This window comes from Alteromonas ulvae (genome assembly GCF_048987005.1).
Classification (GTDB): Bacteria; Pseudomonadota; Gammaproteobacteria; order Enterobacterales; family Alteromonadaceae; genus Alteromonas.
Map to the genome: position 1 here is coordinate 4,291,903 of NZ_CP185261.1, position 14,492 is coordinate 4,306,394.

Consider the following 14,492-nt stretch of genomic DNA (forward strand, 5'->3'; position numbering starts at 1 on the left):
AGGCTCTCGAATATAGACTAAAGTTGGCTCAATAAGGAGAAGTGTACCATGCTAGTAACGCTGAACAGAGGTCGTAAATTCCCATTCGCAGCACTAAGTGGCCTGCGTGTTTGCATCGCGCTTTTCACGCTGCTGTCATTTCACTGTTTCTCAGCATCTGTGTACTTACCCACTGAATCTATAGCATTTGAAACTAAGTCAGGCCAAAGCACTAGCTCCATAAAAGACAATGCTATAAAAGAAAGCTCATCAAAAGACAGGGCGTCTGAGAAAGTACCTTCATCAACTCAAATGACCAATGCGGCAATATTGCTTTATCATCACGTTTCCACACAAACGCCGTCGAGCACCAGTGTGACACCGGACACTTTCAAGTCGCACATGGAATACATAGCCAACAATCACACAGTGTTGCCCCTTACCGACATTGTCAATGCTATTGTAGAGAGTAAACCGCTGCCAAAAGATGCCGTGGCTATTACTTTTGACGATGGTTATGCCAATATTTTAGAAAACGCCCACCCAATTCTGATGAAATTGAACTTCTCGTATACGGTATTTATTAATCCAAATGAAATTGGCGTAGCACCGCAACAGCTTACTTGGGAAGAAGTGAAGAGGATGCAGGGTGAAGGCGTTATTTTTGCGAATCACACCCTAGATCACCTGCACATGCTTAATGATGAATTTACCGATGAGAACTGGCTTGAGCGTGTGTTTGAGAATGTTGAAGCTGCAGAAAAGAAAATAGACAGTGAACTGGGTGTCAGCCTTAAATACCTTGCTTACCCGTTTGGAGAGTATAATTTAGCGCTGGCAGCAAAACTTGAAGAAAATGGCTATGTGGGCTTTGGTCAACACTCTGGTGCAGTGGGTGAAACCAGTAACCTTCTTGCATTACCTCGCTTCCCAGCTGCGGGCCCTTACGCAAACCTCAAAACATTGAAAACCAAATTAAACAGTCTTGCCATGCCAGTGGTGCATACAACGCATCCTGAGCCTCGAGTGCGCAGTAATACCCTATCTGACACGATAACACTCACCATAGATGAAGAAGATGTTAGCCTAAACCAAGTGAACTGCTTCTACTCTGGTAACAATATAAAAACTCATGTGGATGGAGAAAAGGTAAGCTTTGCCATAGAGAGCACGCTGCCCGTTGGCCGCTCAAGAGTAAACTGCACCGCACCGTCGAAAACCATGGCAGGTCGTTTCTATTGGTATTCTATGCCGTTTTTCTTGGCAAATGATAATGGCCGCTACCCTGATTAACAAGTGCACTGATTAACAAACGCATTGATTAACAAACGCATTGATCTGCAATAGCTTAAAACAGTGAGAGCCTTTAAAAAGGCTCTCTTTGCATCAACTAGTGTGATTAATATCTCGCTTAAAAACGCGCGTGTTATACGCTTCGATAAAACCGAATGAACCCTTTGTTTATAGCTTCTTCACTAAAGCCTAAAGATTGATAAAAACGGATGGCGGCAATATTCGATACCTCTACGTCTAACACAATGTGACGCTTTTGTAGTTCAGTTGCTTTTGCCTGCATAGCGTTTACCAATGAACGGCCAATACCTTGACGTTTGCCACCTTCTGATACGGCCAAGTGACCAATCATTAATTCGGTATTGCTAGGAGGGGTTAGATTAACAGCCACTGTTTGATTGCGCATCACAACGGTAATAGCTTCATCTAGGGTAAAGTACGACGTTATACTATCTAAGGTGGCTCTATCAAATGCGCTGCCAAGTTTGCTGTGCCACGCCGTGACTACGCCTAAAATGTGATTGCCTTTTTCTGCCACCCAATGATTTTCGAATCCGTACTGCCCGCTACCGTGCTGCCAGGCATGGGATAAATAACCCAACGCCGTTTTGTCTTTCGAATGACTAAAAATAGCGTTTAACAGTGATTCAGCGGCACTTAAAATTAACGGTGTCGCAAATGGGGCGTCAGATGCCACGCCCTGCCTTATGTTGACTTCCATATGACTACTTCGCAATAATTATTGGCATATCAGCCAGTATCTGCTGAGGATCGCTTATCGATAGTTTGCCCGGCTCTCTTGTGGGTTTAAATCTTCCTATAGCACGCCCTTTAGGATCGATAAGAACAATTGAAGCACTGTGGTCTACGAGGTAATTAGGGTTATCTGTACTTTCAGAAATGGCGTACATCATGCCAAGGTTTCTGACTAACGGAAATAACGACTTATGCTCACCGGTAACCGCAATGAACTCATTATTAAAGTAGCCTACATACTCAGAAAGTCTATCCAAGGAATCTCTTTTTGGATCAATTGAGACAAAAACAACACGCACGGGATAGGTGCTTTCTATCTGCTGCAGCTGCGGGTAAATGCCGTTTAGCTCCGCCATAGTCGTAGGGCAAATATCGGGGCAAAAGGTATAGCCCACAAAAACTAGGCTCCACTGCTCTTTTAATGATTGCTCAGTGAACGCCTCGCCGGTGTGATGCAAAAGCGTAAAAGGTGCAACCGCTCGGGGTTGTGGATATGCCTGGAAAAAAGAAGGTGTTTCACCATTGTCAGTACTAGGCGGTGCTATATAAAGCGCACCAATAACACCACCTATAAGAGCAACAAATGCAACGGCACCGACGATAAACTTTTGATTCATAAACTCACTGGTATGTAATGGTCAAGTAGCAATACCACAAACAATACCATGAGATGAATAATTGAAAACCTAAAAGTTTTCATCGCAGTTTGATCATCAGCTGCAAACTTTAACTTAATAGCGTAGAGCAAAAAGCCTATATTCAATGCACTAGAACCAACAAGATAAATCATATGGCTCATGCCAGTTAGATAGGGCAATAGGCACACTAACCCCAGTAAAACGGTATACAGCAACACTGACGTTTTTGTGAAATCTATACCGTGGGTGACGGGTAGCATAGGCACTTTTGCTTTGGCATAGTCCTTCTCTCGATGAATAGCCAGCGCCCAAAAATGCGGCGGTGTCCATGTGAATATTATAAGCACTAAGAGCAGTGCGTGTGCATGAATTTCACCCGTTACTGCGGTCCAGCCAAGAAGTGGAGGTGCAGCTCCAGCCAGCCCACCAATAACAATATTTTGCGGCGTTGCCCGCTTTAAGTACATGGTATACACGAAGGCATAACCCACTAAACTGGCGAGGGTTAGCCACGCCGTCAGCATATTGACAAAAACCGCCAATACCACAAAGCCTACCGCGCCTAACGTACCGGCAAACCACAGGGCACTGTTGATACTCACCTTTCCCTTTGCCACAGGTCGATTAAAGGTGCGCGCCATTACGCTATCTATTTTGTGGTCGACGACATGGTTAATTACCGCTGCCGAAGCAGACAGCATTCCAATGCCGGCTAAACCACTTACTAGGGTGAGCGCATCTACCCACGTAGGCGTTGCTAAGCACATTCCCACTAGCGCAGTAAGTAGCAGTAACATCACCACATTCGGTTTTGTCATTTCATAATAATCTTTCCACGATACAGCATTGTGTGAACGGGTGACTCGAGATTGAAGAGAGGCTGATTTAGCCATGAAGACCTCCTGTGGCCTTAGATAGGGCTTGTGGTAAAGCGTGAGACGATAACATTGTATGACGAGCTGCATTCACTGAAGAATCATAAGTAGGTGCAGCTGATGTGTGTTTAATCAGTGAAAACACTATCCACAGTAGGGACAAAAGCAATATAGCGGCAAACGCATTGTGTAATACCGCCACGGCTAATGGCAAAGCAAACACCACATTGCTAACCCCTAAAGCAACTTGCGCAAACAGGCAGCCTATCATTACCGCGCTAACGCGCTTTAGCTGCATAGAAGTGTGAGTTTTGAACAAAATCGTAAGCCCTAGGGACAGTAAATACGAAAAGGTGATCAGCGCGCCTGCCCGATGAACAATATGCATGGTTGCTCGCTCGCCATAATCATGTGCGCCAAACTCATAGTTCTCTGCTTCTGGAACACTGAATGCGCCTGCAAAATCAAGTCTACTTTGCCAGCCTTCTTCACAAATAGGCATATCAGTGCACGCCAAAGCGGCATAGTTAGCCGATGTCCAACCTCCAAGTGCAATTTGAATCACAAGCACACCCACACCAAATAATGCGAGAGTTTTCACACGTGAAAGGCCGGCCACTGAGGGCGATGCGACTGGCTCAACTGAGTCTATAGAAACTGGCCCCTGTGAGACCGAGCTTTTTGAAACTGAGCTTTGTGAAACTGAGCTGGCGCTAGTGTCGGCTTCCCGCAGTCGTAAGTACAAAATGAACAAACAGGAAAGCACGCTAAAACCGCCTAATAAGTGGCCCATAACAACCACGGGCAGCAAATTAAGAGTGACTGTCCACATACCGAGTGCAGCTTGAAAGGTAACAAGCCCAAGTAGCAGTAAAGGCAGTTTAAAAGGGGTGCCTTGCTTGCGCTGCCTGAAAGCGATAAACGCAATAGCGGCAATGCACAAACCTAAAGTGCCAGCAAAATAACGATGTATCATTTCGTTCCACGCCTTGAATGCCTCTACCGGCCTTTCTGGGTAAGCGGCATTTGCCGCATTCACTTTTTCATCACCAAGGGGCACCGTTAGGTTGCCATAGCAACCGGGCCAATCTGGACAGCCCAAACCGGCGTCGGTAAGGCGAGTGTATGCGCCAAGAATAATAACAACGGCGGCTAAAAATAGACTGAATAACGTGAGTTTTTTCATAGTTATCACCCTATGCGAGACAGTTTAAGCAGTTTTTTGATATCGGCTAACATATTGCGACTTTCCATCACCGCTTCTTCTTTATCGTCGCTAATTTGATAAAAAAGCATGGCATTATTAAGCGTATCTACCACATACACACTTTGAGAAGCGAGTTGCGCAGTATCATCTACCGACAGCGTGGCAACGTTGGGATAATCTACAAGCGAAGCCATTGCATTAGCGTCACTCGCTGGTGTAGCCAATACTAATGCTTGGGCACGGTCAGACTCTTTGCCCAGCGCTAGCCACACTTGATTAATACTGAAAAGTGCATTTTCACAGCGCGAATCGCACTGCGCGGGCATGACGTATAAAAGACGCCACGAGGGTGAACTGTCTTCTAGCAACGTCGTTAAGTTGATAGTAGGTTCAAGCAGTGCGCCCTTATTTGTTGAGGCTTTGTTAAACCAATCGTTTTCTAGGGCGAGTTTTGCTAACACCACTGGCAGAACAAATACAGCGACCATAATTATTAGTGTTTTTTTGGATGTAGTATTACTCATGAATACGTCCTTTTTTACTGATTGCAAACCCACCTATAGCCGCTGCAGCAATGGCTAAACCAAACCATTGCACCGCGTACCCTAAGTGTTTTTCTGGAGGCATAACTACCGGCTTATAATCACGAATAAAAGCCGAATCTTGAGAGGTAAGCTCAACAACATAAGGAAGAAGTTTGATATTTAAACTCTGACTTAGCGATGTAAACGCTACCTGTTGAATAAGTGCGGGAAACTGAGAAAAATTAACATTCGTTTCTGTGATAAGGGGGTTACTGCCAGGTACGGTTATCACCCCTTCAAATTCATTAATGCCACTAGGTACGCTGACTTCAGGAATAGTTCGCTGAAGATCAGGAGCGGCAATCCAACCATAATTCACCAAAATCCAACCCGCATTCGTCGATACAAGGGAAAAAACATCAAAGCCAACTTGCTGTTCGTGAATTTGATTATCGAGTAATAGCGTACGATTACTGTCTGGCGTTCCTACGAAGCTAACGGAGATATCTCTAGGGTCTTCTTGTGATAGAGCATCAATTAACGAGAGGCTTTCATTGCTTTGCTTTTGCGCTATGCTATCAAGACGTTGCTGTTTTTCGGCCATGCGTTCCAATTGCCAAAATCCAAGGCCGCACATCGCCGCAACACTAAGCGCGGTAAGTAGCCAAGGAAATAAAAACTGTGAACGTTGTGACATGTTTAACAGCTCCAACCAAAACAAATAATAAAAGAAGAGATGGTTATGTTAATAAAGATAATTCTTGTCGCTCTGGTACTGTTTATGATTGTTAATCTTTTCATGGCCATGCGCGTGATGATGAAAAACGATCCGAAAGACGGGCCTATGAGCAAATATATTGGTCGACGTGTTTTCACCTCTGTCATTATTGTTGTGTTAATACTCATTGCCATTAGTACTGGAGTTATATCGCCAAACCCCCGACCTTACTGAGGCTTGGCGTCATCTCTCAATGCTAAGCTACAGCACGTAAACGAAAATAAACAACATTACCCACACCACATCAACAAAGTGCCAATACCAACTTCCTGCTTGGAAGGCAAAATGCTCTTTAGGCGTAAAATGACCTTTTAATACTCTAAAAAACATCACAATAAGAATAATAGTGCCAAGGGTAACGTGCATGCCGTGAAACCCCGTGAGCATAAAGAAGGTGTTACCATAAATACCTGATTGCAGGGTTAACCCTAAATCGCGGTAGGCATGAATATATTCTTCAACCTGCAAGAACAAGAAAGCGCAGCCAAGCAAAATGGTAATACCCAGCATAAGGGTAAGTTGCTTGCGCTTGTTCTGCTCTAACCCAACGTGTGCGAAGTGCAGCGTTACTGATGAGATAAGTAGAATAATAGTATTAATGGTGGGAAGGCCCCCTGGGCTCATTTCTTGGGTAGATATACCGCCAGGCGTCACTACTAATGGCCACATAGCTTCAAACCCAGGCCACAGCACTTCATTGGTCATCGCGTTGTTTGAATCGCCGCCAAGCCAAGGCACTGCGATAAATCTGGCATAGTACAACGCACCAAAAAATGCGCCAAAAAACATCACTTCAGAGAAGATAAACCAGCTCATTCCCTGTCGATATGAACGACCCAATTGGTCGCTGTAAAGGCCCGCCATAGACTCGTCAATTTGGTTCTTAAACCACCCCACCAGCATGACAAGTAAAACCACAATACCGGCAAGCAGTATATAGCTGCCGTAACCGCTTTCGCCCTTCGTTGCTTCAACCACAAAGTTACCGGCCCCGACTGCAATTAAAAACAAGGCAATCGCACCTACAATAGGCCACGGGCTTTGTGCGGGTACATAATATTTTTGATATTCTTGCTGCATCATTATCTCCTTATCCTTTGCGGGCTACTCGCCGCGTAGTGCGGACGATTCCATGAAAGGATTCGGTTTAGTTGTTAGGTCACTTGCTCTCGCTGTGACGTCATAGAGTGTGTACTGCAATGTAAAAAACGTTATTTCTTCTGGAAGCTGTGGATCCACATAAAACTGCATAGGCATATAAGCTTCTGCTCCAGCCTGCAAAGGCTGCTGGTTAAAACAAAAGCATTCTGTTTTGTTAAGGTAAATGGCGGCAGTGCCAGGCGATACCGACGGTATTGCCTGAGCAATAATATTGCTTGACGCTGGATTGCGAACGTAAAAGGACACCGTGTTCAATTCGCCTGGGTGTACTTTAATTCGCTTAGTTTCTGCTCGAAACTCCCACGGCATTCCTGTGTTGGTGCGAGTGATAAATTCAACGGTAACTTCTCTGCTTTCATCAATCTCTACCGATTGATAAACCGCCGCGGTTCCCTCTGTTTTCCCGTTGATGCCTGCAATATCACAAAACACATCGTAAAGTGGTACTAGAGCAAAGCCGAATCCAAACATACCAATAACAATGGCGATCAATTTCACGACCATTTTATTGTTTGCACTTGCTTGCGTCATACACTCTGCCTCCGCTTGAGACCTGAATCACTTGGTGGGCAAGGGGAGTAAAACATGTCGTCCCCTTGCACCACTAAGCCCAATACTTACTTCACATTTACTTTACTAATGGGGGTGTCTCGAAAGTGTGGTAAGGGGCCGGAGAAGGTATTTCCCACTCGAGTCCTTCCGCACCATCCCACACTTGAGCAGATACGGGCTCACCCTGTTTTTTGCACGCTTTGATTAATAACGCTAAGAAAATAAGTTGCGATAAACCGAAGGCAAAACCACCTAGACTGATCCACTTATTAAAGTCGGCAAACTGAAGTGCATAGTCTGGAATTCGGCGTGGCATACCTGCCAATCCAACAAAGTGCATGGGGAAAAACAGCACATTTACCGATACTAACGAGCACCAGAAATGCCACTTCGCCAACGTAGTGTTGTACATCTTACCCGTCCACTTCGGCAGCCAGTAATACACCGCCGCCATAATGGAAAAGACCGCGCCAGTAACCAAAACATAATGGAAATGCGCAACCACAAAGTAGGTGTCATGATATTGGAAATCAACTGGTGTTATCGCCAGCATGAGCCCTGACAAACCGCCAATAGTAAATAACACGATAAACGCAATCGCAAACATCATTGGCATTTCAAATGTCAGCGAGCCTCGCCACATCGTGGCTACCCAGTTGAATACTTTCACCCCTGTGGGCACGGAGATGAGCATGGTAGCAAACATAAAGAACATCTCCATGTACACCGGCATACCCGTGGTGAACATATGGTGAGCCCATACTACGAAAGACAGCAGCGCAATAGAGGCCGTTGCGTAAACCATAGAGGCGTAGCCAAACAGCGGTTTTCGGGAAAACGTTGGCACAATTTGAGAAATAATACCAAATGCAGGCAATATCATTATGTACACTTCCGGATGACCGAAGAACCAGAAAATATGCTGGAACATGACCGGATCTCCGCCACCAGCGGCATCGAAGAAGCTTGTACCAAAAAACTTGTCAGTCAGTACCATTGTCACTGCACCGGCTAGAACAGGCATAACCGCGATAAGCAAGAACGCAGTAATTAACCACGTCCACACGAACAAAGGCATTTTCATCCACGTCATACCAGGGGCACGCATGTTGAATATGGTTACGATAACGTTTATCGCTCCCATTATTGAAGAGATACCCATGATATGAACAGAGAACACAAACAGCGCTGTAGAATCACCACTGTAGGTTGTTGATAGCGGAGCGTAGAAAGTCCAGCCAAATGCCGGACCGCCACCTTCCATAAACAGTGAACTAAGGAGAATTAAGAACGCCCCTGGCAAAATCCAAAAGCTCCAGTTGTTCATTCTGGGGAGCGCCATGTCTGGCGCACCTATCATCATTGGAATCAACCAGTTCGCCAAACCAGTGAATGCAGGCATTACGGCACCAAAAACCATGATAAGCCCGTGAACTGTCGTCATCTGATTAAAGAAGTTTGGCTCAACTATTTGCAATCCCGGTTGGAAAAGCTCCGCACGGATAACCATTGCCATGGCGCCGCCCACCAAAAACATGATGAAGGCAAACCATAGGTACAATGTACCTATATCTTTGTGATTCGTTGTAAACAGCCACCGCGTAATGCCCTTAGGTATATGGTCGTGGTGCTCATGCTCATCGTGATGCACAGAGGTATCTGGCGAAATTACTTCAGTTGCTTTACTCATAACTCGCTCCTAGTTTCCTGATGCTGCGGCGTTGACATCTTTAGCCTGAACCATGTCGCCGGTGTTATTACCCCATGCATTTCGCTCATAAGTAACAACCGCTGCAATTTCTTTTAGGCTTAGCATTTTGCTGAACGACTGCATCGCCGTTCCGGCCTTACCGTGAAGCACTATTTCAATGTGCCCTTGCTGATCTTCCAATGCCATCTTGCTGCCTTTAAGCGCAGGGAAAACGCCGGGTAAACCTTCTCCATTTGGCATATGGCAGGCCGCGCATGTTGCGTTATATACTCGCTCCCCTTCTGTCATCAATTCATCCATCGACATATTCATGGACAGTAGGCGTTGTTCTTCCTCTTTTGCTTGGCGAACGCGCTCTTCTTGCTCGCCCATCCATGCATCAAATTCCGCTGGCTCTTTCGCAATAACCACCACCGGCATATACCCGTGATCTTTTCCACACAGTTCTGCACATTGGCCTCGGTATACGCCAGGCTCATTCACCTTTGCCCATGCTTCATTAATGAAACCAGGGTTCGCATCTTTTTTGACCGCAAAGTCAGGTACCCACCAGGAGTGAATAACGTCATCTGATGTGATCAAGAAGCGTACTTTCTGACCTGTAGGAATAACGAGAGGGCGATCAACTTCTAGCAAGTAATTATCGGTTTTAGTGAACTTGTTCTGAATTTGTTCGCGCTGAGTGGCGAGTAAGGAGTAGTACTCAACGTCACTGTCCATATACTTGTAGTGCCATTTCCATTGCGACCCCGTAACCAAGACGGTCATGTCAGCTTCAGAAGTATCTTCCATGGCGATAAGCGTATTCGCCGCAGGTACAGCCATGAATATTAGGATAAGAAACGGAACCACAGTCCACGCGATTTCAACTTTCACATTTTCGTGGAAATTCGCAGGCTTTGCGCCGCGAGATTTTCTGTGCAGGTACATGGAGGCAAACATGACGCCAAACACAACAACGGCGATGGCGACGCAAATAAAAAACATAAGCATATGCAGGTCGTATACCTGGCCACTTATATCGGTGGCCCCCCGCCTAAGGTTTAGCGAGGACAGCTCTTCTTTAGCCTCTTGCGCAAAAAGGAATTGAGAAAAAAACAAAAATGGTAAACAGGAGCACCATTTTGCAGCCGCAGTCTTTAGTGATTTCACTCAGCACCTCCGTAATGGTAGACCCATTAACGCCAAATGTTGTTTTGCGCAGTCTCTACCAAGTGGTTTTTGAACGATTAACTCAACACATCATCTTGTAAATTGAATTCAAAGTCATTGTTATTTTTTTGTTAAAGCTTGTATAAGAATTGCTCAATAACGGCGTTCCGTCTAGTCTTTTCTGTTAAAAATTTAATGAGATGCTTAAAATTTAATCTAACGCTGTTTTAGCAGTGAGTTTGATGATGTAGTGGGAAGCGGGATAAACAAGGGGATGGTTTGGATTTTTACAGTGAAAACCACACTGATTCTCTTGTCACTATAAAGAGCATTTAATTTCTAAATATCAACCGTTAACCTCAAAAATTTGAACAAAATTCACACAAAAATAAGGCAACATTGTACGTAAGGCTTTACTAATATTAATAAAAATGGAAATATGATTTTTATAAGATATAGCAATATATCAATGGTATTTATAACCTCTAAAAGTCCTAGCTAATAGCGGTTTTATTATGCACATCAACAAACTTAAGTGCTAAAAAAAGCGGCTATTGAGCCGCTTTCATAATAACGTCATAAAAGGCTACATCCAGTCGGCGTTTCGAATAACACCAACGGCAATACCCTCAATGGCAAACGGCTCGTTTGCCAAGTCGACTTTAATAGGCGAAAACTCATCGTTTTCAGCATGAAGTAATACTTCTCTGCCGCGTCTTTCCAAGCGCTTCACCGTCACATCTTCGTCAACTCTTGCTACTACAACTTGGCCGTTGTGAACGTCGGTAGTGCGATGTACTGCTAGCAAGTCGCCATCGAGTATACCAATGTCTTTCATGCTCATGCCGTTTACGCGAAGCAAAAAGTCTGCATGAGGCTGGAATAGGGCAGGATCTACTTTATAGTGCGACTCTACGTGCTCTTGAGCAAGAATAGGTTCACCAGCGGCGACTCTACCAATTAACGGTAATCCTTCCTCTTCAACCACTTCTTCTTCAATAGGAACAGTCAGTTTGATACCGCGAGACGTTCCTGGCAAAATTTCAATAACGCCTTTACGCGCAAGTGCCTTAAGATGTTCTTCAGCAGCATTAGCAGACCTAAAACCTAGGTGACGGGCTATTTCTGCACGCGTAGGCGGCATTCCCGTTTCTTGCATGTTTGATTTTATAAGTTCTAAAACTTCAGTTTGTCGAGCTGTGAGTGGGCGCATAAAAGACCTGTCTGTCTATACAGTTCCTGTAAGTATATACACCTAAACATAAATGACAAGCGCAGACACGCTGTCACAAACAAAAAAAGCGTCTGTCGCTATCAAATATGAAGTTAAAGTATACCAGGCTGCCAGCAGGTGCGGTTTCTACCACTTGACTTAGCCTCGTACAGCGCCTGATCGGCCACCGACAAGTAGGTACTAAAATCGATCTCGAAGCAGTCTGATGTGTAGCTAACACCAGTACTGATAGTGATATTAATTCGGTCGTTTTTGTAAGCAAGTTGCGTAGAATTTACAGCCTCACGAAGACGTTCAAAAAGGCTATTCACTTCGCTGGGCAATTTGTTTACTAGCACAATGGCGAATTCTTCACCTCCTAACCTAGCCACAAATCCATGCTCACTGCACATGGAACTGGTTATTGTTGCAACCTCTTTTAATGCATAGTCGCCGGCATCGTGCCCGTAGGTGTCGTTGACACTCTTAAAGTAATCTATGTCGATAATGGCTATGGCGACTTGCTGGTGAGTTTGGGAGATGAGATTACATTCGTCTAAGAAAGCTCGTCTGTTTAACAGGCCGGTAAGGGGGTCGGTCATCGCAAGCATACGCAGTTTTTCTTCAGCTTCAGCCCGTGCGGTTTCCAAATCAACCGCATAAAATAAACCGGCTAATGCATCTAAAAACGGCTGGAAAAACGCTGCATCTGACGCTTTGTAAAATTCAAACTTGTTAGCTAAGCCAATCATACCCACAACTTCATCTTTTATCTTAATAGGAAGCCCAAGGAAGCGGTTAATACGAGGGTGGCCTTTAGGGGTGCCTCTTGAGGCGGCATGAGTTTTGGGGGTGTTGCTAATAATCACATCACCGCTTGTAATAACTTTGCCAAACAAATTATCAAAACTTGTGAAGTACAGGTTTCGCTTTTTATACTCTGCGTATTGCGTAAAGCTAGAACTGTCCCATACGATATCTGAAATAGCATGAATAAAGAGTTTTGGCTCGCTGTTTTTATTCTGCATTTGTGCAATAAAAGCAAACTGACTGTCAGACAGCTCAATTAACTCAGAAAGTACGGTTTGACAGGCCAATGTAAGGTCGTTGCTTTCTAGATAAGACGCGCGAGTCTTATTAATAAACTGCAGAAGCTGAGTTTTTTTCCTTTCATGAATTTCGCTCTCCATTCTTCCCGTAATATCTCGGTGAATACCCGCCACTCTTAGTGGCTTACCCGTAGAATCATTTTCGACGATTTTACCGTAGGACTCCACCCACACCCAGCTGCCATTAGCATGCTTCATTCGAAACGTGGTATTAAACACGCTTGTTTTTCCACGTAAATGTTCATCAAAATGCTGTTCAACTGAAACAAGATCAGCGGGGTGAATTAACTGTCTTGAATATCGATAACTTGTATCGTAGTACTCATAATCAATTCCCACAATTTCACACCATCGCCTATTTACTTGATTAACATCAGCTTTTAAATTCCAATCCCATGTTCCTAACTCTGAGGCTTCTAAGAGCAGACGCATTCGTTGATTAGTTTCGTTGAGCTTATCCTCCACGTATTTTTGATCGCTGGTATCAAATAAGAATGCCTGCACCGAAAAAAGGCTTCCATTGTCGTTAAAACTGGCGGTAGAAATCATGCTTACCCAAATAGTGCGAGTAGGCACAGACATTTTTAGCCTACAAACATAAGATTCAACACCTTCCATGTGTGCTTGCATCGCAAAGGTGAAATCAGCACCGGACTCATCGCACATCAGGTCGGTAAATTCTATCCTACCGGAAAGTAAATCTGATGCTTCAGCACCAATTACCACCTGTGCGTTTTTAGATATGTAGGCTAACTTAAGGGAATTATCGAAATTCCACGTAGCAAGCACGATTGGTGACTTCTCTATTAGGCCGTGCTCACGTTTGAGCATCTCATGCTCTCGTGAAAGACCAATATGCTTGCTCACTAATAAGCCTATTCGCTTTAATAATGTAAGGTGATGTTCGCCAATATTCCTTGGCTGTGAGTCGATGAGGCATACGGCACCCACTGGTTCCTCTTCAATATGAATAGGCGTTCCGGCGTAAAATACGACATCTATGTCGCCGATTACATTTTGTGAATTATGGAAACGCTCATCTTTTTTAACATCGTAAATAAGAAGGGGCTCGCCAGATTCCACAACATAACTACAAAACGCATTCTCACGAGGAATATACTCGATATCAGTGCCATGGCTCGCTTTTATCACTTCATCTTGCTTACCAACAATGCCAATTAATGCAATGGGCACATCATAAGCTTCTGCCAATAATGTCATTAAGTCGTCTAAATCAAGCGGAAGTTCGCTATTGAGCATCGATGCGTCGATGGTTGTTGAGAGCTTATTGTCCAAGGCTCTTTGCTCGTAAATATAATCTAATATAAAAATAGTAAGTTATGCATGAAACGCCAACTTAAAGATGATCACAAAGCAATTATTAGCCAAAAGTCTTATTTTTCAAATCCTATCTTTTTGACGGTACTGTAAAGGTCCCAGTCTCCTAATGACAAAGCCCTAACCATAAAATGACATAATGAAAAATTGCCCTAGTGATAAAGATGCTAACAATGCTATCCATTCTGCGGTTTTTTATCTAGCAT

Annotated in this window: 14 protein-coding genes; 2 read left to right on the top strand and 12 right to left on the bottom strand. The window is 44.3% G+C overall.

Annotation, left to right across the window (positions count from 1 at the left end):
* Positions 1-48: 48 nt before the first annotated feature.
* Entirely contained in the window at positions 49-1,272 is a 1,224-nt protein-coding gene (locus tag ACOJR9_RS18500; RefSeq protein ID WP_420934337.1) for a polysaccharide deacetylase family protein, read from the top strand.
* A gap of 133 nt (positions 1,273-1,405) precedes the next feature.
* Here the strand turns inward: ACOJR9_RS18500 and ACOJR9_RS18505 are convergent, their stop codons facing one another.
* From ACOJR9_RS18505 to ACOJR9_RS18530, 6 genes are read right to left on the bottom strand one after another with little or no spacing between them, the layout of a single operon-like run.
* On the bottom strand, positions 1,406-1,993 hold the full coding sequence (locus ACOJR9_RS18505; RefSeq protein WP_420934338.1) for a GNAT family N-acetyltransferase: 588 nt from the start codon (positions 1,991-1,993) through the stop codon (positions 1,406-1,408).
* Positions 1,994-1,997: 4 nt separating this feature from the next.
* On the bottom strand, positions 1,998-2,645 hold the full coding sequence (locus ACOJR9_RS18510; protein ID WP_420934339.1) for an SCO family protein: 648 nt from the start codon (positions 2,643-2,645) through the stop codon (positions 1,998-2,000).
* Positions 2,642-3,559 (bottom strand): heme o synthase, encoded by a 918-nt coding sequence (gene cyoE / locus ACOJR9_RS18515; protein WP_420934340.1) that lies wholly within the window; start codon positions 3,557-3,559, stop codon positions 2,642-2,644. Before cyoE ends, ACOJR9_RS18510 begins: the two co-directional genes overlap by 4 nt.
* On the bottom strand, positions 3,552-4,727 hold the full coding sequence (locus ACOJR9_RS18520; RefSeq protein WP_420934341.1) for a COX15/CtaA family protein: 1,176 nt from the start codon (positions 4,725-4,727) through the stop codon (positions 3,552-3,554). Before ACOJR9_RS18520 ends, cyoE begins: the two co-directional genes overlap by 8 nt.
* Positions 4,728-4,732: 5 nt before the next feature.
* Complete coding sequence (locus ACOJR9_RS18525) at positions 4,733-5,272, bottom strand: hypothetical protein (protein WP_420934342.1); 540 nt, start codon at positions 5,270-5,272, stop codon at positions 4,733-4,735.
* Positions 5,265-5,969 (bottom strand): SURF1 family protein, encoded by a 705-nt coding sequence (locus ACOJR9_RS18530; RefSeq protein WP_420934343.1) that lies wholly within the window; start codon positions 5,967-5,969, stop codon positions 5,265-5,267. The genes ACOJR9_RS18525 and ACOJR9_RS18530 overlap by 8 nt, the downstream gene beginning before the upstream one ends.
* Before the next feature lie 45 nt (positions 5,970-6,014).
* On the opposite strand from ACOJR9_RS18530, the gene ACOJR9_RS18535 reads away from it, so the two are divergent.
* Positions 6,015-6,224, top strand: coding sequence for a DUF2909 domain-containing protein (locus ACOJR9_RS18535; RefSeq protein WP_032095373.1), 210 nt, complete (start codon positions 6,015-6,017; stop codon positions 6,222-6,224).
* A gap of 27 nt (positions 6,225-6,251) precedes the next feature.
* Here ACOJR9_RS18535 and ACOJR9_RS18540 read toward each other — a convergent pair whose 3' ends face one another.
* From ACOJR9_RS18540 to ACOJR9_RS18565, 6 genes are all read right to left on the bottom strand, one after another.
* Complete coding sequence (locus tag ACOJR9_RS18540; protein ID WP_420934344.1) at positions 6,252-7,133, bottom strand: cytochrome c oxidase subunit 3; 882 nt, start codon at positions 7,131-7,133, stop codon at positions 6,252-6,254.
* A 21-nt stretch (positions 7,134-7,154) separates the two neighbouring features.
* Positions 7,155-7,742, bottom strand: a complete 588-nt coding sequence (locus ACOJR9_RS18545) for a cytochrome c oxidase assembly protein (RefSeq protein WP_420934345.1) — start codon at positions 7,740-7,742, stop codon at positions 7,155-7,157.
* Positions 7,743-7,839: 97 nt separating this feature from the next.
* Entirely contained in the window at positions 7,840-9,453 is a 1,614-nt protein-coding gene (gene ctaD, locus ACOJR9_RS18550; protein WP_032095289.1) for a cytochrome c oxidase subunit I, read from the bottom strand.
* 9 nt (positions 9,454-9,462) lie between these two features.
* Positions 9,463-10,626: a cytochrome c oxidase subunit II gene (gene coxB, locus ACOJR9_RS18555; protein WP_420934346.1), complete on the bottom strand. Its 1,164-nt coding sequence runs from the start codon at positions 10,624-10,626 to the stop codon at positions 9,463-9,465.
* A 586-nt stretch (positions 10,627-11,212) separates the two neighbouring features.
* A complete protein-coding gene (gene lexA / locus ACOJR9_RS18560; RefSeq protein ID WP_032095287.1) occupies positions 11,213-11,839 on the bottom strand; it encodes a transcriptional repressor LexA in 627 nt (208 codons plus the stop codon).
* A 113-nt stretch (positions 11,840-11,952) separates the two neighbouring features.
* Positions 11,953-14,244, bottom strand: a complete 2,292-nt coding sequence (locus ACOJR9_RS18565; protein WP_420934347.1) for a diguanylate cyclase — start codon at positions 14,242-14,244, stop codon at positions 11,953-11,955.
* Positions 14,245-14,492: the final 248 nt, after the last annotated feature.

Excerpts from the sequence above, each read along its gene's own strand:
- ACOJR9_RS18545 (WP_420934345.1), bottom strand. The coding sequence starts at position 7,742 with ATGACGCAAGCAAGTGCAAACAATAAAATGGTCGTGAAATTGATCGCC.
- ACOJR9_RS18510 (WP_420934339.1), bottom strand. The coding sequence starts at position 2,645 with ATGAATCAAAAGTTTATCGTCGGTGCCGTTGCATTTGTTGCTCTTATA.
- ACOJR9_RS18520 (WP_420934341.1), bottom strand. The coding sequence starts at position 4,727 with ATGAAAAAACTCACGTTATTCAGTCTATTTTTAGCCGCCGTTGTTATT.
- ctaD (WP_032095289.1), bottom strand. The coding sequence starts at position 9,453 with ATGAGTAAAGCAACTGAAGTAATTTCGCCAGATACCTCTGTGCATCAC.
- ACOJR9_RS18535 (WP_032095373.1), top strand. The coding sequence starts at position 6,015 with ATGTTAATAAAGATAATTCTTGTCGCTCTGGTACTGTTTATGATTGTT.
- ACOJR9_RS18530 (WP_420934343.1), bottom strand. The coding sequence starts at position 5,969 with ATGTCACAACGTTCACAGTTTTTATTTCCTTGGCTACTTACCGCGCTT.
- lexA (WP_032095287.1), bottom strand. The coding sequence starts at position 11,839 with ATGCGCCCACTCACAGCTCGACAAACTGAAGTTTTAGAACTTATAAAA.
- cyoE (WP_420934340.1), bottom strand. The coding sequence starts at position 3,559 with ATGGCTAAATCAGCCTCTCTTCAATCTCGAGTCACCCGTTCACACAAT.
- ACOJR9_RS18525 (WP_420934342.1), bottom strand. The coding sequence starts at position 5,272 with ATGAGTAATACTACATCCAAAAAAACACTAATAATTATGGTCGCTGTA.
- ACOJR9_RS18540 (WP_420934344.1), bottom strand. The coding sequence starts at position 7,133 with ATGATGCAGCAAGAATATCAAAAATATTATGTACCCGCACAAAGCCCG.
- ACOJR9_RS18505 (WP_420934338.1), bottom strand. The coding sequence starts at position 1,993 with ATGGAAGTCAACATAAGGCAGGGCGTGGCATCTGACGCCCCATTTGCG.
- ACOJR9_RS18500 (WP_420934337.1), top strand. The coding sequence starts at position 49 with ATGCTAGTAACGCTGAACAGAGGTCGTAAATTCCCATTCGCAGCACTA.